The sequence below is a fragment of the Pseudoglutamicibacter cumminsii genome (assembly GCF_003143995.1).
GTDB lineage: Bacteria > Actinomycetota > Actinomycetes > Actinomycetales > Micrococcaceae > Pseudoglutamicibacter > Pseudoglutamicibacter cumminsii_B.
Genome location: NZ_QFWG01000006.1, coordinates 115,780 through 135,331, shown reverse-complemented (window position 1 = coordinate 135,331; position 19,552 = coordinate 115,780). Strand labels below are relative to the sequence as shown.

General features: G+C 58.8%; 20 protein-coding genes and 2 tRNA genes. 9 read left to right on the top strand and 13 right to left on the bottom strand.

Annotation, left to right across the window (positions count from 1 at the left end; all coding sequences use genetic code 11):
* A partial coding sequence (locus CAY35_RS09710) for a hypothetical protein (RefSeq protein ID WP_219930456.1) occupies window positions 1-332 on the top strand: 332 nt, incomplete at its 5' end.
* A gap of 213 nt (window positions 333-545) precedes the next feature.
* On the opposite strand, the gene rlmB is transcribed toward CAY35_RS09710, so the two are convergent.
* The 5 genes from rlmB to CAY35_RS06130 form a co-directional block, all read right to left on the bottom strand.
* Complete coding sequence (rlmB, locus tag CAY35_RS06150; protein WP_109303776.1) at window positions 546-1,517, bottom strand: 23S rRNA (guanosine(2251)-2'-O)-methyltransferase RlmB; 972 nt, start codon at window positions 1,515-1,517, stop codon at window positions 546-548.
* 62 nt (window positions 1,518-1,579) lie between these two features.
* Window positions 1,580-3,034 carry a cysteine--tRNA ligase gene (gene cysS / locus CAY35_RS06145; RefSeq protein WP_109303775.1) on the bottom strand — a complete coding sequence of 485 codons (1,455 nt, stop codon included), beginning with the start codon at window positions 3,032-3,034 and terminating at the stop codon, window positions 1,580-1,582.
* Between the two features lie 10 nt (window positions 3,035-3,044).
* Complete coding sequence (gene ispF, locus CAY35_RS06140; RefSeq protein ID WP_258265666.1) at window positions 3,045-3,536, bottom strand: 2-C-methyl-D-erythritol 2,4-cyclodiphosphate synthase; 492 nt, start codon at window positions 3,534-3,536, stop codon at window positions 3,045-3,047.
* 43 nt (window positions 3,537-3,579) lie between these two features.
* The gene (gene ispD, locus CAY35_RS06135; RefSeq protein ID WP_258265663.1) at window positions 3,580-4,326 is read right to left on the bottom strand and encodes a 2-C-methyl-D-erythritol 4-phosphate cytidylyltransferase; all 747 of its coding nucleotides are present in this window, start codon (window positions 4,324-4,326) and stop codon (window positions 3,580-3,582) included.
* A 31-nt stretch (window positions 4,327-4,357) separates the two neighbouring features.
* On the bottom strand, window positions 4,358-4,858 hold the full coding sequence (locus CAY35_RS06130; RefSeq protein WP_101629931.1) for a CarD family transcriptional regulator: 501 nt from the start codon (window positions 4,856-4,858) through the stop codon (window positions 4,358-4,360).
* Window positions 4,859-5,184: 326 nt separating this feature from the next.
* Between CAY35_RS06130 and CAY35_RS06125 the strand changes: the two genes are divergently transcribed.
* Entirely contained in the window at window positions 5,185-5,745 is a 561-nt protein-coding gene (locus tag CAY35_RS06125; protein WP_109303772.1) for a hypothetical protein, read from the top strand.
* Window positions 5,746-5,917: 172 nt separating this feature from the next.
* Here the strand turns inward: CAY35_RS06125 and CAY35_RS06120 are convergent, their stop codons facing one another.
* On the bottom strand, window positions 5,918-6,598 hold the full coding sequence (locus CAY35_RS06120) for a response regulator transcription factor (RefSeq protein WP_101629929.1): 681 nt from the start codon (window positions 6,596-6,598) through the stop codon (window positions 5,918-5,920).
* Window positions 6,599-6,608: 10 nt separating this feature from the next.
* The gene (locus CAY35_RS06115; RefSeq protein WP_181377511.1) at window positions 6,609-7,802 is read right to left on the bottom strand and encodes a sensor histidine kinase; all 1,194 of its coding nucleotides are present in this window, start codon (window positions 7,800-7,802) and stop codon (window positions 6,609-6,611) included.
* Between the two features lie 197 nt (window positions 7,803-7,999).
* On the opposite strand from CAY35_RS06115, the gene phoU reads away from it, so the two are divergent.
* A complete protein-coding gene (gene phoU, locus CAY35_RS06110; RefSeq protein WP_101629928.1) occupies window positions 8,000-8,668 on the top strand; it encodes a phosphate signaling complex protein PhoU in 669 nt (222 codons plus the stop codon).
* A gap of 102 nt (window positions 8,669-8,770) precedes the next feature.
* On the opposite strand, the gene CAY35_RS06105 is transcribed toward phoU, so the two are convergent.
* Together CAY35_RS06105 and CAY35_RS06100 are read right to left on the bottom strand one after the other, a co-directional pair.
* Window positions 8,771-9,514 carry a phosphoglyceromutase gene (locus CAY35_RS06105; protein ID WP_101629927.1) on the bottom strand — a complete coding sequence of 248 codons (744 nt, stop codon included), beginning with the start codon at window positions 9,512-9,514 and terminating at the stop codon, window positions 8,771-8,773.
* Between the two features lie 105 nt (window positions 9,515-9,619).
* Complete coding sequence (locus tag CAY35_RS06100) at window positions 9,620-9,976, bottom strand: DUF2516 family protein (RefSeq protein WP_180754705.1); 357 nt, start codon at window positions 9,974-9,976, stop codon at window positions 9,620-9,622.
* Window positions 9,977-10,121: 145 nt separating this feature from the next.
* Here CAY35_RS06100 and tmk point away from each other — a divergent pair, with 145 nt between their 5' ends.
* The 4 genes from tmk to CAY35_RS06080 all read left to right on the top strand — a co-directional run bounded on the left by tmk (window position 10,122) and on the right by CAY35_RS06080 (window position 13,791).
* Window positions 10,122-10,805 carry a dTMP kinase gene (tmk, locus tag CAY35_RS06095; protein ID WP_109303771.1) on the top strand — a complete coding sequence of 228 codons (684 nt, stop codon included), beginning with the start codon at window positions 10,122-10,124 and terminating at the stop codon, window positions 10,803-10,805.
* Complete coding sequence (locus CAY35_RS06090; RefSeq protein ID WP_109303770.1) at window positions 10,802-11,974, top strand: DNA polymerase III subunit delta'; 1,173 nt, start codon at window positions 10,802-10,804, stop codon at window positions 11,972-11,974. Before tmk ends, CAY35_RS06090 begins: the two co-directional genes overlap by 4 nt.
* A 70-nt stretch (window positions 11,975-12,044) precedes the next feature.
* On the top strand, window positions 12,045-13,607 hold the full coding sequence (locus tag CAY35_RS06085) for an alpha/beta hydrolase (protein WP_219930455.1): 1,563 nt from the start codon (window positions 12,045-12,047) through the stop codon (window positions 13,605-13,607).
* Between the two features lie 111 nt (window positions 13,608-13,718).
* Window positions 13,719-13,791, top strand: a tRNA-Thr gene (locus CAY35_RS06080).
* A gap of 73 nt (window positions 13,792-13,864) precedes the next feature.
* Here the strand turns inward: CAY35_RS06080 and CAY35_RS06075 are convergent.
* The 4 genes from CAY35_RS06075 to CAY35_RS06060 form a co-directional block, all read right to left on the bottom strand.
* Window positions 13,865-14,350 (bottom strand): hypothetical protein, encoded by a 486-nt coding sequence (locus tag CAY35_RS06075; protein WP_109303768.1) that lies wholly within the window; start codon window positions 14,348-14,350, stop codon window positions 13,865-13,867.
* A gap of 75 nt (window positions 14,351-14,425) precedes the next feature.
* The gene (locus tag CAY35_RS06070) at window positions 14,426-14,629 is read right to left on the bottom strand and encodes a YbdD/YjiX family protein (RefSeq protein WP_101629921.1); all 204 of its coding nucleotides are present in this window, start codon (window positions 14,627-14,629) and stop codon (window positions 14,426-14,428) included.
* Between the two features lie 9 nt (window positions 14,630-14,638).
* Complete coding sequence (locus tag CAY35_RS06065; protein ID WP_109303767.1) at window positions 14,639-16,894, bottom strand: carbon starvation CstA family protein; 2,256 nt, start codon at window positions 16,892-16,894, stop codon at window positions 14,639-14,641.
* Between the two features lie 47 nt (window positions 16,895-16,941).
* Window positions 16,942-17,943 (bottom strand): NAD(P)H-quinone oxidoreductase, encoded by a 1,002-nt coding sequence (locus CAY35_RS06060; RefSeq protein ID WP_109303790.1) that lies wholly within the window; start codon window positions 17,941-17,943, stop codon window positions 16,942-16,944.
* A 130-nt stretch (window positions 17,944-18,073) separates the two neighbouring features.
* On the opposite strand from CAY35_RS06060, the gene CAY35_RS06055 reads away from it, so the two are divergent.
* Together CAY35_RS06055 and CAY35_RS06050 are read left to right on the top strand one after the other, a co-directional pair.
* Window positions 18,074-18,161, top strand: a tRNA-Ser gene (locus CAY35_RS06055).
* A 182-nt stretch (window positions 18,162-18,343) separates the two neighbouring features.
* A complete protein-coding gene (locus CAY35_RS06050) occupies window positions 18,344-19,552 on the top strand; it encodes a tyrosine-type recombinase/integrase (RefSeq protein WP_109303766.1) in 1,209 nt (402 codons plus the stop codon).

Sequence of the window (19,552 nt, the reverse complement as noted above, 5' to 3'; positions counted from 1 at the left end):
CCCTGACAGGGATCAAAGGCATGCAGGCAACCACCAAACAAAAAAAATATTTGGTATCAACAAACAAACTTGGCACACTATTGAGTTCTCAAACAACAGACACCCAAGAATCCACGCCCCACAAACCCCCACACACAACGTGCAAGAGAAGAAAAATAAACAGGACGCTTCACTCAAGAGCGGATACCCACACTACCACAAACTTTCCAAAAGAACAAAACCAGGTAAACACCCAGAAACTCAACCATGAAACCCACGAAAGGCCTCAACCAGAAAAGCAGCGATATGCGAGATATGAAACCCTCGAAACCAGAACAGCAGCAAGCCGCTAGTAGAGGTTTGAAAGGTTATTGTCCACCAGACACGCCGGTAACCGGCACTCCATCTTGGCGGGCAACAGGAAAATACTCTACACACACCCACACCAAAAAGCAAAACAGAGCACTCCACTCGCTTGGCAGCGCCCTGTCACCCGCGGAATCACAAGGAAAAACGCCCCCGGAACACGTCCTTACAGACGTTCCCAGGGGCGTTAGAGCGAAAAATTAATTCTGTGACGCTCGTCGCTTATTTGCGATCTCGTACAGCGTGATCCCCGCTGCCATCGAGGCGTTCAGCGATTCCATCGATGCGCTGATAGGAATCGACACAATCTGATCGCATGTCTCGGAAACCAAGCGGGACAAGCCCTTGCCCTCGTTGCCGACAACAACAATCAACGGTTCGTTAGCTAGTTCCAGCTCAGGCAGGGACACATCGCCGCCACCATCCAAGCCCAAAACATAGAAGCCATCCTGCTTGGCCTGACGCAAAACCTGGGTGAGGTTCGTTGCTCGCGCAACCGGCACGCGAGCTGCAGCCCCCGCCGAAGTCTTCCATGCAGTCGCCGTAACACCCACAGTGCGGCGCTCCGGAATCACGATGGTTCCAGCCCCGAACGCCGATGCGGAACGGATGATCGCGCCCAAGTTGCGTGGATCGGTGATGCCATCCAAAGCAACAACCAAAGGAGCGCCGGCCGTACCGTTGCGGTAGTTCTCCATCGCATCAGCAAGGCTCGTTGCCGCATCCGGATATTCATACGGCGGGACCTGCATAGCAATGCCCTGGTGAACCGAAGCATCCGTCAAACGATCCAGCTCAGGCTTAGTCGCCTCAAGAATCGGGATTCGACGTTGAGCCGCGAGCTTCAAGGCCTCCCGGACGCGGTCATCCACATCAATCTGGGTAGCAACATACAGGGCCTTCGCCGGGATATCAGCCTGCAATGCCTCAAGCACCGCGTTGCGACCGTTCACGTGCTCCTCCGAGAAACGTCGGCCACCGGTCTGCTGTCGACGGTTCCCCTGCTTATTCTGCGAACGCTCCCGCAAAAGCTTGGCACGATGCGCCTTGTGATAAACGCGATCCTCCGCCTTAGGGGTCGGACCGCGGCCCTCCAACGCACGCTTGTTCTTACCGCCACTGCCCTTAGAGGGCCCCTTACGGTTACGTGGTGCCTTACGTGGCGCCGACATATGCCCTCCTCAACGGACACAACTATTAGCTACAACGCCCGATAGCCGGGCTAACGACAAGTTTAGTTTCCAAAGAACCAGGATGCGCCATCCGCGCCGTCCTTGACCGTGATGCCCACGGCCGCGAGCTCATCACGGATGCGGTCAGAAGTCTCGAAATCCTTAGCGGCACGTGCGGCAGCACGCTCATCCAAACGAGCCTCCACCAGCTGGGTGAAAGCAACCGATTCAGGCCCCTCAGCCGAGCCACCAGACGAAGCCGCATCATCAAGACCCAGCACCGCCTTCATCGCAGCCACCTGACGAGCGGCCTGCAACGCCACATCGGCATCCGCATCGCTACCGGCAGCCAACGCTGCGTTGCCGCGACGCACCGTCTCATGCAACGCGGCAAGCGCCTGCGGAACATTCAGGTCATCATCCATGGCCTGAGCGAAAGCCGGAGAAACCTCGCCGCCAGCCAACGCGTCGGCGCCAAACTTCTCGGCGGCGCGAGCGATGAAACCCTTCACGCGATCCAGCGCGGCACCAGCCTCCGCCAGAGACGACGGCGAATAATCCAACTGCGAACGGTAATGAGCCTGACCCAAGAAATACCGGACAACATCCGCCGGAGCCTGCTCCAACATCTCACGCGGCGAGATGGTGTTGCCGACCGACTTCGACATCTTCTGACCCTCAAACGTGACCATGCCGTTGTGCATCCAGAAACGAGCGAACCCATCGCCGGCAGCCTGCGACTGAGCCATCTCGTTCTCATGGTGGGGGAAACGCAGGTCCAAGCCGCCGCCGTGGATATCGAACGTCTCGCCCAGGTACTTGCCCGCCATCGCAGAGCACTCGATGTGCCAGCCCGGACGGCCGCGACCCCACGGCGAAACCCACGAGGCCGTCAATGGGTCGCCATCCTTATGGCCCTTCCACACAGCGAAGTCACGAGGATCGCGCTTACCGCGAGGATCGGCATCGCCGGCATCCTGCATGTCATCAACCGACTGATGCGTCAAACCGCCGTAAGCAGGGTACGAACGGACATCGAAGTACACGTCGCCCGAGCCATCCTCAGCCGCATACGCGTGCCCCGCATCGATCAGCCGCTGGATGAGCGCGAACATCTCGGTCATGTGACCGGTAGCGCGCGGTTCATACGTCGGAGGCAAAACACCCAGCGTCGCATACGCCTCACGGAACGCCGCCTCAAAACGGTAGGCCAACGCGAACCACTGCTCATCAGCCACATAATCCGGGCCCAACTGATCCGGATCAGAGAACGAGAGCGCCGACTTCTCCAAAATCTTGTCATCAATATCCGTGACGTTACGGACCATCGTGACATTGAAACCGCGGTACGTGAGCCAGCGCCGCAAAATGTCGAACGCAATAGCCGAACGCACATGCCCCACATGCGGCATACCCTGAACCGTCGCGCCACAGTAATATAGCCCCACGTGCCCCTCAGTTACGGGGACGAAATCGTGGACGGCACGGGTACGGGTGTCATAAAAACGCAAGCTCACGAGCTTAACCCTATCTGTTCAGGGTCGGATACACCCACGCGACAGCGCGAGCCGAAATGCCCTCACCGGCGCCTTCAAAGCCCAAACCATCCGAGGTCGACGCCGCAACAGCTACCGGAGCACCCAAGGCTTCCGACAAAACCTGGTTCGCTTCCTCGCGACGCTTAGCGAAACGCGGGCGGTTCCCCACGAACTGAACCGACACGTTGCCGACCGTGAAACCGGCCTCTGCGACAAGCCTCGCGGCCTCACGCACCAACGTCACACCGGACGCCCCCGCGAACTCAGGACGATCAGTACCAAACTGGGTTCCCAAATCACCCAAACCAGACGCAGCAAACAACGCATCACACACAGCGTGTGCAACCGCATCGCCATCAGAATGGCCACTCAAACGACGCTCACCCGGCCACTCAAGCCCAGCCAACATCAGCGGCAACGCGTCAGGCGCGGAAGGATCCTCATCCGAAAACGCATGAACATCAAAACCCAAACCAACCATCGGCAAGCACCCTGCCGGGAACGGTGCGCCCAATTCCTGCGACTCACTCACGGTTCTCATCCCTCTCTCCTGCGACCCCGGCCGCGACAATGCCCTCAGCAATAGCAACATCACGCGGGTGCGTGACTTTCAACGCCCGCTCATCCCCATCGACCACAGCGACCCTGAAGCCGGCCTGTTCAAGCAAGCCCGCATCGTCGCTGGCATCACGACCAACCGACTCACGGTGCACCTGGCGCAACGTCTCCGCTACAAAGCCCTGCGGAGTCTGAACCGCTCGCAACGACGAACGCTCCGGAGTGCTCACCACTATGCCGTCCGCGTCAACAATCTTGTACGTATCCACCGCTGGTAGGCCCGGAACCACACCATCTAGATCCGCGCCTGTGCGTAGCCGGTCAACGACGCGTTCAAAGAGTGAAGCTGGCGCGAAGGCTCGGGCGACATCGTGAACCAGGATGAAGCGCGCATCGTGCACCTCAGCAAGGCCAGCGGCAACCGACTCCTGACGCGTGGCTCCACCAGGAACTGTTGAAAGCTCAACGCCCTCAACCGCAGGGTGCGCAGCTACCAACTCGGCGACGCGGGCGTCCGACGGCGGAGTGACCACAACAACCTGCCGCGCGAGCCGCGGGTCAACCACAACATCCAAACAATGCTCAACCAGGCTCCGTCCAGCAACCGCCGCCAAAGCCTTAGGCATACCGGCCTTTAAACGCGTACCGGAGCCCGCCGCCACCACCACGATGGCCACAGACTCCGATGTACGCTCAGCCGGAAGATGAGTCACATGACGCGACATTCAACCCCCGTATGAAAACTTAGGCCTTTGCCTTACGCTTGCCGGACAGCACGTCATCCAGAACAACCTCGGCCTCTTCCTCAGTCAGCTTCTTAGCAAGAGCCAACTCCGAGGTCAGGATCGTGCGAGCCTTAGCCAGCATGCGCTTCTCACCAGCCGAAAGGCCGCGGTCGTTCTCACGACGCCACAAGTCACGCACAACCTCAGCAACCTTATTCACGTCGCCAGAAGCCAGCTTCTCCAAGTTCGCCTTATAACGGCGAGACCAGTTAGCAGGTTCTTCCACATCCTGAGCCTGCAACACCTCGAAAACGTGCTCAAGCTCGTCACGGTCCACAACGTCACGGACGCCAACCAGATCCACATTCTCAGCGGGGACCTCAATCACCAAGTCGCCCTGTGCAACCCGAAGCTTGAGGTACATCTTCTCCTCGCCCCGGATGGTGCGCATCTTAATTTCTTCAATCGTTGCAGCACCGTGATGTGGGTAAACGACCGTCTCTCCGACGTCAAAAATCATGCGGATAAACCCCTTTCTAGATATCTAGAATAACACGACTGACCCTCCATCAGGCCCGAGATCCCCGTAAACATAAGGGAAACAAGCTATAACGGCTCAAATATGAGTACCTCAAAATGAGCGTGAGGCAGCTCTCAAATACAGACTGAACAGCGCGCTTTCAACCACCCGTAGGAGCCCGAAAACTCGAGTACTTTGTCACCAACACACACCCAAAGCCGCGGGAACCACTCAAACACGATAGAATCGCAGGAGGCGGTGGTCTGCTTGCACCCTTAAATGAGCAAACAACCGCGCAGATGACTCATTGATGAGGAGCGAATTTCGTGAAACTTCCCGTGAAGGCCCGCATCCGTCGCGCCGCCTCGGGCGCCGCACTTGCCGCGCTTGCGCTCACCGCTACCGGCTGCGCCGCGATCAACGACCAGGCAACCACCTACCAGTACGACCCATCAGACGGCGTCTCCGCCCACGTCGGCGACGTCTCCATCCAGAACCTGATGCTCGTCACCAACGGCGCTGACCAGGAGGCCCGCTACATCGGCACCATCCTGAACAAGGGCGACGGCTCTGCCGACCTGACCCTCGAGTTCGGTAGCAGCAGCGTTGACACCTCGGTCGAGGCAGGCGCCCCGCTGCGCCTCGAAGACGACAAGTACGCCAGCACCTTCACGGTCCCAGGCGACACCAACAAGGAAGCCGACAAGGGCACCTACCCAGGCCAGCAGGTCCTCGTGACCTTCAAGAGCGGCGGCAACAGCACGACCGCCAAGGTTCCAGTAGTCGACGGCACCCTGCCTGAATACGCCGACTACGTCCCAGGTGGCCACGACGCATCCCGCAGCGACCACCTCAAGCCTTCCGAAAAGGCAGAGCACGGCCACTAAGACTGCAGCGTCACTAAGACTGTGACGTCACTAAGCATGTAGACCGGCCCGAGCTAACAACTCGGGCTTGGCACAACAAACGGTGTGGGCCGGACACTCAAGCGAGTGTCCGACCCACACCGTTTAAGACAGGTCCAAAGCGCTCAGAGGCTCTGCCCTGAGGCCTCCAAATTTAGGCCTCGAACTTATAGCCCAAGCCGCGCACCGTCACCAGGTGAACGGGCGAGCCCGGTTCCTCCTCGATCTTGGCGCGCAGACGCTTCACATGCACATCAAGCGTCTTCGTATCGCCCACGTAATCCGAGCCCCATACACGGTCAATCAACTGCCCGCGCGTCATCACACGACCCGCATTACGCAGCAACATCTCAAGGAGTTCAAACTCCTTAAGCGGCATCTGCACGCGCTCACCACGCACCGTCACCACATGCCGCTCGACATCCATCCGGACAGGACCAGCCTGCACCGTTGTCGAAATCAATTCCTCAGCCTCACCCTGACGACGCAAAACAGCCCGAATACGAGCCAGCAATTCACGCGAAGAGTACGGCTTAGTCACATAGTCATCAGCGCCCAGCTCGAGACCCACGACCTTATCGATCTCGGAGTCTTTAGCCGTCAACATGATGATCGGGACGTTAGAACGCTGTCTCAACTGACGGCACACCTCAGTTCCCGGGAGCCCCGGAAGCATCAGGTCCAACAGGACAAGGTCGGCACCATGCAGGTCAAACTCCTGAACAGCGGTTTCCCCGTCAGCAGCGACCGCGGCATCAAATCCCTCGCGTTCCAAAAGAAAATGGAGCGGATCGGAGAGCGACTCCTCATCCTCCACAATCAGAATGCGTGTCACCGTGCTGTACTCACTTTCCCTCAACGCTCGAGGTTTCCTCGAGGCTAGAACCTGACGAGGAAACACTTTGGGCTTCCTCACTTTCTAGACGCGGCAAGCGCAACGTGAACGTCGAGCCCTGGCCTGGCTGCGACCACAAGGTCACCTCGCCACCATGGCTCTCCATGACATGCCGCACGATACTCAGACCCAACCCGCTACCACCAGTCGAGCGGGCACGAGCCGAATCAAGCCTGTAGAAACGCTCAAACACGCGTTCCTGCTCATCAGCCGGAATACCCGGCCCCTGGTCAGTCACCGTAACCGACACCAAACCGTTGCGATCAGTGATACCGACACCGACGGTTGTCCCTTCAGGGGAATACCTGATCGCATTATCGATCAAGTTCCGCACCGCGGTCATCAACAAGTCCGACTCACCGTAAACAATCGCGTTCTTGACGCCACCGATCTTGATATCGATGTTCTTCTCACCCGCGATCAAAGCGGTACGATCCACGGCCTCGCTCACGAGCTTGGACATATCGACTTCTTCACCAGCCTGCACAACGTCAGCAGACTGCAAACGCGAAAGCTCGATGATGTCCTGAACCAAAGCCGCGAGACGCTGCGATTCCTTCGCCAGACGCTTGGTGAAGTGGCGGACAGCAACCTCGTCGTCAGCCGCGCTCTCGATGGCTTCAGCCAGCAGACCGACCGCGCCCACCGGAGTCTTCAACTCGTGAGACACGTTCGCGACAAAGTCACGGCGCATCGTAGCGGTACGCGTGATTTCCGTGCGGTCATCCGCGAGGATCAAAATGTGTTCACCACCGAGCGGTGCCATGCGAACATGCACCACGATGAACCCCTGCCCCACAGGGCCACGCGGAAGCTCAAACTCGCCTTCACGAACCACGCCATCGCGGCGGACCTTCGCGATCATCTTCACGATGTCCTCATGCACCAACGTGTGGCCACGCACCAAGCCATACGCGTACGCCGACGGATTCGCCCGCACCACACCGTCGACCTCATCGACCAAAACGTAGGCACGACCAATAACCCCTAAGACTTCAGCCGCTCCATCCGGCAAGTCTGGGGTGTCGTCAGCGAGCTGGAGAACCCTGCCACGCTGCGATGCGTTGTAAGCAAGGACTCCACCCACACCAATGAGCAGGCCGACGAGGCCTGCAATCACGGCAATGAGTTGCGTATTGTCCACACTAAGAGCCTAACCCTGGAAAACTAGACAACAACCAGAGAATAGACTTCCCAACAACCTGTTCACCTGATGTTCATGTAACGCCTACCGCCCCGATACTTAGTAGGGCGAAGATAGTTCATAGTCCCCCACATGTGCCCAGTGTCAGCCACACTGCTCCGGCATATGTCTGACAATCGAGAGGAACACCCGCAACCGTGCGCAAAGTCTTCCAAGCAGAGCTGACGTCCATCGGCGAAGGCCTCATCACCATGTCCCACCGCGTTGCAACCGCAATGGAACAGGCGTGGGAGGCATTCACCACCCAAGACACCGAACTAGCGCAGGAAGTCATCGCAGGCGACGCTCGCATCGACTTCATGCAGAACGAACTGGACGAGCGCGCCATCGACGTCCTCGCACTCCAGGGCCCAGTCGCATCCGACCTCCGCATGATCGTCGGATCCCTGCGCATGTCTGCATCCCTCGAGCGCATGGGCGATCTCGCTCGCCACATCGCCCAGCTGGCCCGCCTCCGCTTCCCTAACGCGGTAGCTCCAGAAAGCATCGTCCCGACCTTCGCCGACATGGCTAAGCTCGACATCGAACTGGCACACATGCTCGGCGACCTGCTCGACACCCGTGACCTGAGCCTCGCACGACAGATCATCGAGAAGAACCGCAAGATCGACGAGCTGCACTCCTCCGTGTTCCGCGCAGTTGCTTCCCCTGAATGGGATGCAAGCGCCGAAACCACCGCGGACGTAACCCTGACCTCCCGCTACCTCGAGCGCTTCGGCGACCACGGCGTTTCCGTAACCCGCAAGGTCACCTACCTCGTGACCGGCGAATGGGAGCCAGAGTCCGTCGACCTGCCATTCAACTAAGCGGCACACCACGACAACTTACACCGCAGCAACCGTTCGCGGCATAGATTTGGGCCCGGTACCTGCAACAGGTACCGGGCCCAAATCTATTGACGGTTGGTCTTACTTCTTACCCTGGTTCGCAACGTTCGCGATCTCAGCGGCTGCCGCATCGGGATCCAGGTACGTGCCACCTGGGTTGACCGGTTTGAGGTTCTCATCGAGCTCGTACACCAGCGGGATACCCGTTGGGATGTTGAGCTTGGCGATGTCCTCATCCGAGATGCCATCCAAGTGCTTGACCAACGCACGCAACGAGTTACCGTGCGCGGTCACCAAAACAGTCTTTTCTGCCTTCAGGTCCGGAACGATCTGCTCAGTCCAGTACGGCAGCAGGCGCTCGAGAACCTGCTCGAGGCACTCGGTGCGAGGCATCGAAACGAGGTCGGCGTAACGTGGATCATTCGCCTGCGAGAACGGAGAATCGTCATCGAGCTCCGGCGGCGGAGTGTCGTAAGAGCGGCGCCAGGTCATGAACTGTTCCTCACCGAACTGCTCCAGGACCTCAGCCTTGTTCTTGCCCTGCAACGCACCGTAGTGGCGCTCGTTGAGACGCCATGAACGCTTGACCGGGATCCACACGTGATCCGCGGCTTCCAAAGCGATGTTGGACGTCACGATGGCGCGGGTCAGAAGCGACGTGTGAAGAATGTCAGGCAGGTTGCCGGTCTCCTTGAGCAGCTCACCGCCACGCTTAGCTTCCGCACGCCCCTTCTCAGTCAACGTCACGTCATACCAGCCAGTGAACAAGTTCTTCTCGTTCCACTCGCTCTGACCGTGCCGAAGCAAAATCAGCTTATAAGTCATGATCCGCCTTTCATCCTCGCGGGAGCGAGGTGCCTAACTGACGAGGTGTTTAGATGACGATGGGTTTAGATAACGATGGGTTTAGATGACGATGGGCGCTACGGCTTAATACGATCCGTACCCGTTCTTGCCGGACACGTTAGGGCGAACACCTGCTAGGTACACGCCGGTGAAGACCGCGGAAGCCAAGATCAGGATCATTCCGAACCCGCCTGCACCCAGGATGCCTGTCGCGAAGGCTGTGCCCATGAGGGCGCTCACTCCGCTGATGCATGAAAGACCTGTTAGGAGCGCGGCTGCCGCAAGGACTCCCGCCCATGCTCCTTTAGACATCCTGCTGAAGACACGGAAACGATCCGCCGGATGCCCGAGGCAGTCCAGGAGTGCGATCAGCGCGAGAACGAAGATGATTCCGTCGATCACAACGGAAATCACGAATTCGGTCATGAGAGCCCAAGTCATGTGCACCATTCTATGTGGTCTTGCCCGCCCCGCCGGAGGCTACAGGGCCGTGTTACCAACCTTTAGTCTCGAGCTACCTCAATTTGCTGACCTCTGATCACCTGGACACCGGTAGGGTCCCCTCTACAACGGTAGGGTTAAAGGCATGCAGGGAGATTCAACGCAGCAACCCCGGAACCTCTCCGGTGTATTCATCGTGTTCGAGGGAGGCGACGGCACCGGCAAGTCGACCCAAGTCCAACTCCTCGCCGAAAGTTTGCGTTCAGCCGGCCTCCGCGTTGAGACGACCCGCGAGCCAGGAGGAACACCCGTCTCCGAAGCCCTGCGCGGCATCGTGCTTGACCCAACGTACGCGCCAATGGACCCCATCACTGAAGCGCTGATCTACGCGGCGGCGCGTTCAGCTCACGTCAACGACAAGATCCTGCCGTGGCTACGCGACGGGGCGGTCGTGATCTCTGACCGCTTCCTCGACTCCTCTCTCGCATATCAAGGTGCCGGCCGAGGACTCGGACTCGAAACGGTTTCCGCGATCAACGCGCCCGCTGTCCGCGGGCTGAAACCTGACCTCACGCTTGTGCTCACGATGCCGGTAGCGGATTCCCGCGCGCGGCAAGGTGAGCGGGGAACCAGTGACCGCATCGAAGCTGAATCTGATGAGTTCCACGGGACTCTCATGGAGGAGTTTGAGCGCATCGCGGCCCTGGATCCGCAGCGTTACCTTGTGATCGATGCGCGGGCCAGCATCGAGGACATTGCGCAGCAAATCTATGCGGCGGTCTCCCCGCATCTCGATGGGGTGCCCCGTAGCGCTGGGGAGAACGCATGAGCGTGTGGAAAGACCTCCCGGGGCAAGAGCGCGTTATTGAACAACTACAACGAGCGGCAACCGGCGGTGCAATGACCCACGCGTGGCTCATGACCGGACCGCCTGGTTCCGGCCGCACCAACGCTGCGAGGGCTTTCGCCGCGGCACTTGAATGCGAACAACCGGACCCTGCCTCGAAGGGATGCGGTGAATGCCAGGCTTGCCGCACCGTGCTCGCAGGAACCCACCCCGACGTCAGCATGGTCACCACAGAAAACGTGACCTACTCGATTGAGGACGTCCGACACCTCATCAATACCGCGCATGACCGACCCGCGACCGGCCGGTGGCGCATCATCATCGTCGAAGACGCCGACCGCATGACGGAACGCACAACCAACGTCTTGCTGAAAGCGATCGAAGAACCGCCCCCACACACCGTGTGGATCCTGTGCGCGCCATCGCCTGCGGATGTTTTGATCACTATCCGTTCCCGTTGCCGCAACGTCACGTTGCGCATCCCAGATAACGCCGATGTTGCGGAACTTTTGGTGCGCAGGGACGGGCTGACGCCGGAGCAAGCTGAATTCGCGGCCCGGGTATCGCAGGGGCACATCGGTGTCGCTCGGCGGCTTGCGCGCGATGAGGGTGCCCGGCAGCGGCGCGAAGACATTGTGAATACGCCGTTCCGGGCTACGAACATCGCTAACGCGATGGCTGCGGCGGCTCATTTCGTTGAGATCGCAACGGCGGAAGCGACGGCCTCGGTTGAAGAGCGAACCCAGTCAGATGAGGCGGCGCTGCGCGAGACGTTCGGCCTCTCCCCCGAAGAATCGATCCCGCGGCAGTTGCGGTCAGAGTTCAAACGCCTTTCCGACGCCGCTAAACGCCGCGGCCGGCGAGGAACCACGGACTCGATAGACCGCGCACTGATCGACCTGACAACGTTCTTCCGCGACGTTTTGACGATCCAGCTCGGAACAGATCAAGAGCTCGTCAACGCTCACCTGACACCGCAATTGACCCAGTACGCGACCGCGACCAATCCAGGCCATTCGGTAGCCGCGATCGACCACATCGCGACCGCGCGCGAACGAATCGCCGGTAATGTGAGTCCACAGGTAGCGATCGAAGCACTCATGGCCGCGATCATCGTCAACCCGCGCGGGCGCACCGTTGCCCGGCAATAAGCAGGCCGATAACAAGCCGCTTAGTAATCACAAGACCTACAACCCAACCGTCGACAACAGCGAGGACACCGTGACTTCCCCACACAAGACCCGTCGTGAGCCCCGACGCCTCACCATGTTCGGTGCAGCGGCCGCCGCCATTGCGTTGACCCTGACAGCGTGCGGTGGTGGCGCATCCAAGCCTGCCCCAGCCGACCCATCGAGCGCTTCCGAATCAGCCGCGGCAAGCAACGAAGAGCTCAAGTCTTTCTACCAGCAGAAGATCGACTGGAAGAAATGCGACGACTTCGAATGCGGCGAACTCACCGTTCCTTTGAACTATGAGAAGCCAGGCGAGGGTTCCATCACGCTCGAGCTGATCCGCGCAAAGGCAACCGAGAAATCAGAACGCAGCCTCGTTGTTAACCCTGGCGGGCCGGGCGGCTCGGGCGTCAACATGGTCAAAGACTCAGCCACCATGATGTTCTCGCGTACCCTCCGCAAGAACTACGACATCGTGGGTTTCGATCCGCGCGGTGTGGGCCAGTCCACGTCCGTGAACTGCTTCACGGACGAAGACCGTGACCAGCAGATGTCCGATTCACGCATGCCGAGCAACGACGATAAGGGCGTTGACGAAATCAAGAAGGCCGCAGAAGCCGATGTGGTCAAATGCAAGCAGAAAACTAAGCCGGAAGAGCTCCTGAGCCAGATCACAACGCCGAACTCCGCGCACGACATGGATATCCTCCGCGCGGCGCTGGGCGAAGAGAAGCTCGATTACCTCGGTTATTCCTACGGCACCAAGCTTGGAGCCCAGTACTTGTCGATGTTCCCGGGCAACGCTGGACGCATGGTGCTCGATGCGGCGATGGACCCATCGCTTGGCATCGAAGAGGTCGCGTTGGACCAGGCGAAGTCCTTCGAAGAGAGCCTGGACCATTACCTGGAGTCGTGCGCTCAGCAAACAAACTGCTGGTTCGATGGTGATGTTGCGGATGGCCGTAAGAAGCTCACCTACTGGATCAACGAGTGGGATGCCAAGCCGCTCAAGATCGATGATGGCCGCCAGCTCACCGGTGCCGCCGCGTTCGAAGCGATCCTCTTGCCGATGTACGAGCCGGCTGCCCACGAGATGCTAACTGAGGCGCTGAACCTTGCGATCAAGCAGAAGGACCCATCGGGCCTGGTGTTCTTGTGGGATCTTTCGAACGACCGCGAGATGGACGGAACTTACAGCACCAACTCGAGCGAGGCATTCCGCGCTTACAACTGCATGGACTACAAGCTCCCGGAGCTCACCGAGGAATCGCGTCAAGAATCCCGCAAGAAGTTCGCTAAGGAAGCTCCGTTCTATGGGGAGGCACTCAGCGAGAGCGATGGTTGTGCCGGCTGGCCTAACGCCGGTGCAGCCGCGCAGGATAAGTTCACGGTGTCTGACGAGATCCCGCCAGTTTTGGTGGTTGGCACCAAGCACGACCCTGCAACCCCGTACCACTGGGCTGAGAGCCTGCAGAAGCAGCTTCCAGGTTCGACCCTGCTCACCTGGGACGGATGGGGCCACACCGCTTACGGACGTTCCAACATGTGCGTTACAGCGGGCGTCGACAAGTACCTGACCCAGGGGGAAATGCCGAGCAAAACTTCGTGCTAGCAACTGTTAGCAACTGAAGGGTTGCGGACTCGTTTTGACCGCGGCGCTGTGAACCGATAGAGTTTCGACTCGTGGCATGCACCTTTGTGTATGCCGGCGGTTCACCGCCAGGCCTCCTTAGCTCAGTCGGTAGAGCGTTTCACTCGTAATGAAAAGGTCGCCGGTTCGATTCCGGCAGGGGGCTCTCACAGAAAGGTTCGGGGCCGTACCAGTATTGGTGCGGCCCCGAACCTTTTGCATTGCTTATTTAGCTTTATCTATGTGCCTTGCAGCGCTTCTTGCAGGGCGGTTTCCGCCTTGCTGATCTGAGAGTCCACTGCCCCGCTCTTGCGGTCCAGGTTCTCTTGCGCCACGGAGAGGCACCCGGCTTCCGAAGCTTCCGTTGCTGTGCCCCAGCCGAGCATCGCGGCAGACTGCGCGAGCGTCGCGGCATGTGTGGCCGCTTTGGTGAGCGCGTTGTGGACATCCATCGCTGCCGCAGGAACGTGGTCCCCCGACGACGGGAACGCGGCGTGCGCTCTACGTGTCACCTCACGTACGCGGTCAAGATGGTCCCCCACCTCGTCCGCGTACGTGAGGATCACGCTATACGCGCTGTCAGATTGAGCCTGCTCCAGAACCTGGTGCATACGGTCCACCGCGCGCCGAAACCGCCAATAGTCCGAGCGCCACACGCCCTCGCCCAGCTCTTTAGTGTCCTTGCGGTCGGGGTTCCCGAACATGCTTTTGAAAAACTCACGCATGCACCCAAGATAGCTGGTTTGAGAGCGCTAAGCCTCAACGGCAGCGGCTCAGCAACTATGGTCAGCGGTAGCGGCTCAGCAACAGCGAGCTCCAGGGTTTTTGTCCTGGAAGTCGTGGTACTGGCGCCACCAGTCTTTCTCGCTGAGCGGCTCCTCGCCCGGATGTGCCCGGCGAAAATGCTCAACGTAGCGCTGGTACTTATCTGCACCGACGACACCGCTGAAGTAGCGGCCGGACTTCCGGAGGAACTCAGTTACTGATGCGATGACCTGGCTCATGAGAGCACGTCACTCCTTCCGTGGAGCGCCCCCGGCAGCGACCTTCTCGTCGTATTCCTGCCAGCGCTTCTCGAGTTCGCGCTCGGACTTCGAAGCGATCAGACCGCTCGGAGCGTAGTACTGGGACTCAACGTCCTCAACCTCGAACGGATCCACGACCTTGCCGTGGCGGTAAGCCTTGATCGTGACGATGGTCGAAGCCGTAATCACGATAGCCGCCAGTAGCATAAACAGGATCGAAAGCGATCCCTGGACGAACGTGTTGCGAACAACCGCGTTCATCGCTTCAACGCTATTGGCGGTGCCGAGGCTCGTCTCGCCCGCGGCGAGCGCTTCCTTGTACTTGAAGTGGTTAGCCCAGTAGCCGACCGAAGGGTTAGGCGAGAAGATCTTCAAAAGCGAGGCGTACATCGTAATCACCGTGGCGAATGCCATCGGCAAGACAACGACCCAGATGTGCTTGAAGCGTTGCTTCTTCGCCACGATAGCCATGACGATCGCCAACGCGATCGCGGCCAGCAGCTGGTTAGAAATACCGAACAGCGGGAAGAACGTGTTAATACCGCCGAGCGGGTCAGTGACACCCAAGATCAAGATGTAGCCCCATAGGCCGACCATGATCGCGGTGGTTATCCAGACGCCCGGTTTCCACGACATGTCCTTGAACTTAGGGATGTAGTTACCGAACGCGTCCTGCAGCATGAAGCGGGCGGTACGGGTACCGGCGTCCACAGCGGTGAGGATGAACAGGGCCTCGAACATGATCGCGAAGTGGTACCAGAAGCCCATCATTGAGATGCCGCCGAACCATTGCTGCATGATGTAGGCGAGACCCACCGCGAGCGTCGGGGCGCCACCTGTACGGGATACGACAGATTCTTCACCGACATTGTTGGCAAGCTCGGTCAGCATGTTCGGTGTCAGCTCGGTCGCACCGACCAAGCCGAGCGAGTTCACGAACTGGACCGCGCCTTCCACTGTGCCGCCCGTGAGACCGGCACCCGAGTTCATAGCGAAGTACACGCCGCGGTCGATCACGAGGGCACAAACGAGCGCCATGATCGCGATAAACGACTCCATGAGCATGCCGCCGTAACCCAGGAAGCGGGTCTGGCGTTCCTTCTCAACGAGCTTAGGCGTGGTACCCGAGGAGATCAAAGCGTGGAAGCCAGATAGGGCACCACACGCAATCGTCACGAACAGGAACGGGAACAACTTACCCGATACCACTGGCCCATTTTCGACCGAGGCGAACATCGATACGGCAGGCGCATCCAGCATCGGGCGCACCACAACAATCGCGACCGCAAGCAGCGCGATCACACCGATCTTCATGAACGTCGACAAGTAGTCGCGCGGCGCGAGTAGCAGCCACACTGGAAGGACAGCGGCGACGAAACCGTAGATGATGATCATCCAGGCGATCGTGGTCTTATCCAGGTGGAAGAACGAAGCGCCCCACTCGGATTCAGCGACCCAGCGGCCAGAGATGATGGCGAACATCAACAGCACGAAACCGATGATGGAAACTTCCATGACCTTGCCCGGGCGCAAGAAGCGCAGGTAGATGCCCATGAACAGAGCGATCGGGATGGTCAGGCCAACCGAGTAGAGGCCCCACGCGGACTCGCCCAGAGCGTTCACGACGACGAGCGCGAGGATCGCGACGATGATCGTCATAATAAAGACGGTCGCGATGATCGCCGCCGTACCAGCGAAGCGACCCAGCTGCTGGCGAGCCATCTGACCCAGCGAAACCGCGCCGGAACGCATCGAGAAGAACAGTACGAGGTAGTCCTGAACTGCGCCGGCAAGAATCACACCGACGATGATCCAAATCGTGCCAGGCAGGTAACCCATCTGGGCCGCCAGAACCGGGCCAACCAGCGGGCCAGCGCCCGCGATCGCAGCGAAGTGGTGGCCATACAAGACGCGACGGTCAGTCGGCATGTAGTCCTGGCCGTTATTCTTCACTTCCGCCGGGGTTGCCCTGCGGTCATCAGGCTTAGCGACCTTACGCTCGATGTACTTTGCATAGAAGCGGTACGCGATCAGGTAGGTACCGACGGCCGCGAAAACCAGCCATACCGCGTTGATCGGTTCGCCGCGGCCGAGCGCGATAGCGCCCCAACCGACAGCACCCAAAAGAGCGACGCCGACCCACACGATGATGCGGGTTGGCGTCCATTTACGTTCCTCAGCTTCTAGGACGTCAGGATCAACATACGCCGGTGGCTGTTGAACCTCGTCGGAGGTTGTGGACATTGGAAACCCCATTCAATAGGTGTTCGTGATGATGTGTACATGACACATTACGCCCGGTCCGCGGCATGTGTCGTTAAAACAATCTTTCCGTAATGCTCTTTCCGAGCCAGATATTCGTGTGCTTCCCTTGCTTGCTCGAGCGGGAAGCGAGCATCAACAGGCACCGTAACCCGCCCATCGGCGATCAAAGGCCAGACATGCTGACCCACCGCGGCAACGATCACCGCTTTCTGATCCGCGGGCCGCGCACGCAACGTTGTCCCGTGTACCGAAAGCCGCTTAACCATCATCCGACCCATATCTAGCTCAGCTTTACGGCCGCCAACCAAACCGATCGTGACCATCCGGCCATCAATGGCTAAACACCTCAGGTTACGGTCCAAGTACGCGCCGCCGACCACATCGAGCACGACGTCCACACCGCGGCCGTCGGTGAGCTGCTTGATGCGCTCCACGAAGTCCTCGTCCTTATAGTTGATCGCCTCGGTTGCGCCGCGATCGAGAGCCCACTGGCACTTATCGGCGGTCGATGCGGTGGCATAGACCGCGTGCCCTCGCGCTGCAAGCCACTGCACCGCGAACGTTCCGATACCGCCCGATGCGCCGTGCACCAGAACGGTCTCGCCGGCCTGGAGGCGGGTGGTCATCACGAGGTTCGAATACACGGTTGCCGCAACCTCGATCAGAGCTGCCGCATCGACCAAGCTGATACCGCGAGGCACCCGCAAAACCTGCGCGACCGGAGCGACCGCATACTCCGCATAGCCGCCCGCATCGATCAACGCGACCACGCGCTCCCCCAACGGCCACACATCGGTATTCACACCGCGGCCGTGGCCGACCACCTCGCCGGCGACCTCAAGCCCTGGAACATCGGAGGCGCCTTTCGGAGGGCGGTAATTCCCCTCCCGCTGTGAAACATCCGCGGGGTTCACGCCACACGCATGCACGCGGATCAACACCTCACCCGGGCCAGGAACGGGAACCGCGCCGCGGCCTGCCGTGATCACCTCGGGGCCGCCAGCGCCATCAAACGAAACCACCGTCATCTCAGTGGGGGTCGTGTCAGTGGGCGGGGTCGCATCGGCAGGATTCTTCAACTCACGATCAGCGCACATACACACCAGACTGACACGAATATAGGGATCACGGAAGCATGCGATAAACTCGAGCGATGTTGGAGGGTTGTCCGAGTGGCCGAAGGAGATGGTCTTGAAAACCATTGTGCGGTAACCCCGTACCAAGGGTTCGAATCCCTTACCCTCCGCTTACAAGCCCCCGTGATCCTAGAGATACCGGGGGTTTTCCTTGTAATTACGCGGTTTTTGCGCTGTTTTTCAGTGCCCCAAGTCTTGCAGTTGTACTCAGATGTTAGCATTCAGCTAGGCATAATTTAGGCATAACAGCCGTTTTCTAGGCACAGATTAGGCACAACGAGACACAAAAACGATGAGCATCAGGAAGCTACCTAACAACAAGTGGCAAGTTCGCGTGACCCATCAAGGCAAACAGATCGGGATAGGCACATTCACCCGAAAGATGGACGCGGAAGCCGCTGAACGTGATGCTCAATCAGCAATACAGCGAGGGACGTTCATACCCCCAAAGATTGCTCGGAAGCGCATAGCTGAGGCTAAAGCGATACGCGAAGAAAAAGAGCGGCTAAGCTCGATCACTTGCAACGAGGTTACTGAACAGTGGCTTCAGTACCTCAGAGACCACGGCACGAAACCATCTACTACCCATAAATACAACAGCGACCTAAACCATTTCCGTAAAGCGTTCGGGTCTACCCCAATTGCCGCGGTCACTGTAGAAGACATTGATAACTGGTTTGAAAAACTCAGCACCGAGCCGTTCGGGAAAACGAGGCGACGAAGACAACCGAAAACCGTGCACAATATTTACACCACGGTAGAAAGACTTTTCATGTGGGCTACGGGTCAAACTAAAGGTTTGCCACGTAGTTTTAAGCCGCTCTTGAATAGCTCCCCGTGTGATGTGCCAGCTAAGCGTTATAAGGCGACCCCAAAAAAGAAACGCGACATTGTCGCTACACCTGAGCAGATCGACGCGATAGCCGAACTATTCCCCGCATATACGCGGCTAATGGTCTATATCGCAGCTTATAACGGTCTACGTTTAGGCGAAGTCCTAGCGCTACGTAAACGTTCTTTTGCCCGCGGCGTAAACGGGCGACTATACGTAGAAGTCAGCTCGCAAGTGTCTAACAAGAACGAAAACGGTCAAACGCTATGTGAAGTAACGCCTAAATCTGCTGCAGGACATAGGCAGATACCGGTTACCCAGGTTATTGAAGGCAAGGTGCAAGCCCGGCTAGATGAGCTTACTAACGGCGGCGACTTGTTGTTTCCCCGCAAGGGCGGCGGTAACCGTTTCCACAACCCGAACACTATTAGAAACCAGATGAAGCGGGCAGTAGACAAGCTCAACGCTGACGATGAGAATGACCCGCCTTTGCTAGAAGGTTTCGTTTTTCATGGGCTACGTCACACGGCTTTAACTCATTTGGGCCGCAAGGGCGCTACCCTAGCCGACCTCATGGCTTTCGGGGGCCATTCAGATGTTGAGTCCGTAATGAAATATCAGCACGCTGGGAAAGAGCGCTTAGCGATGCTCACATCAGGGCAGGGATAA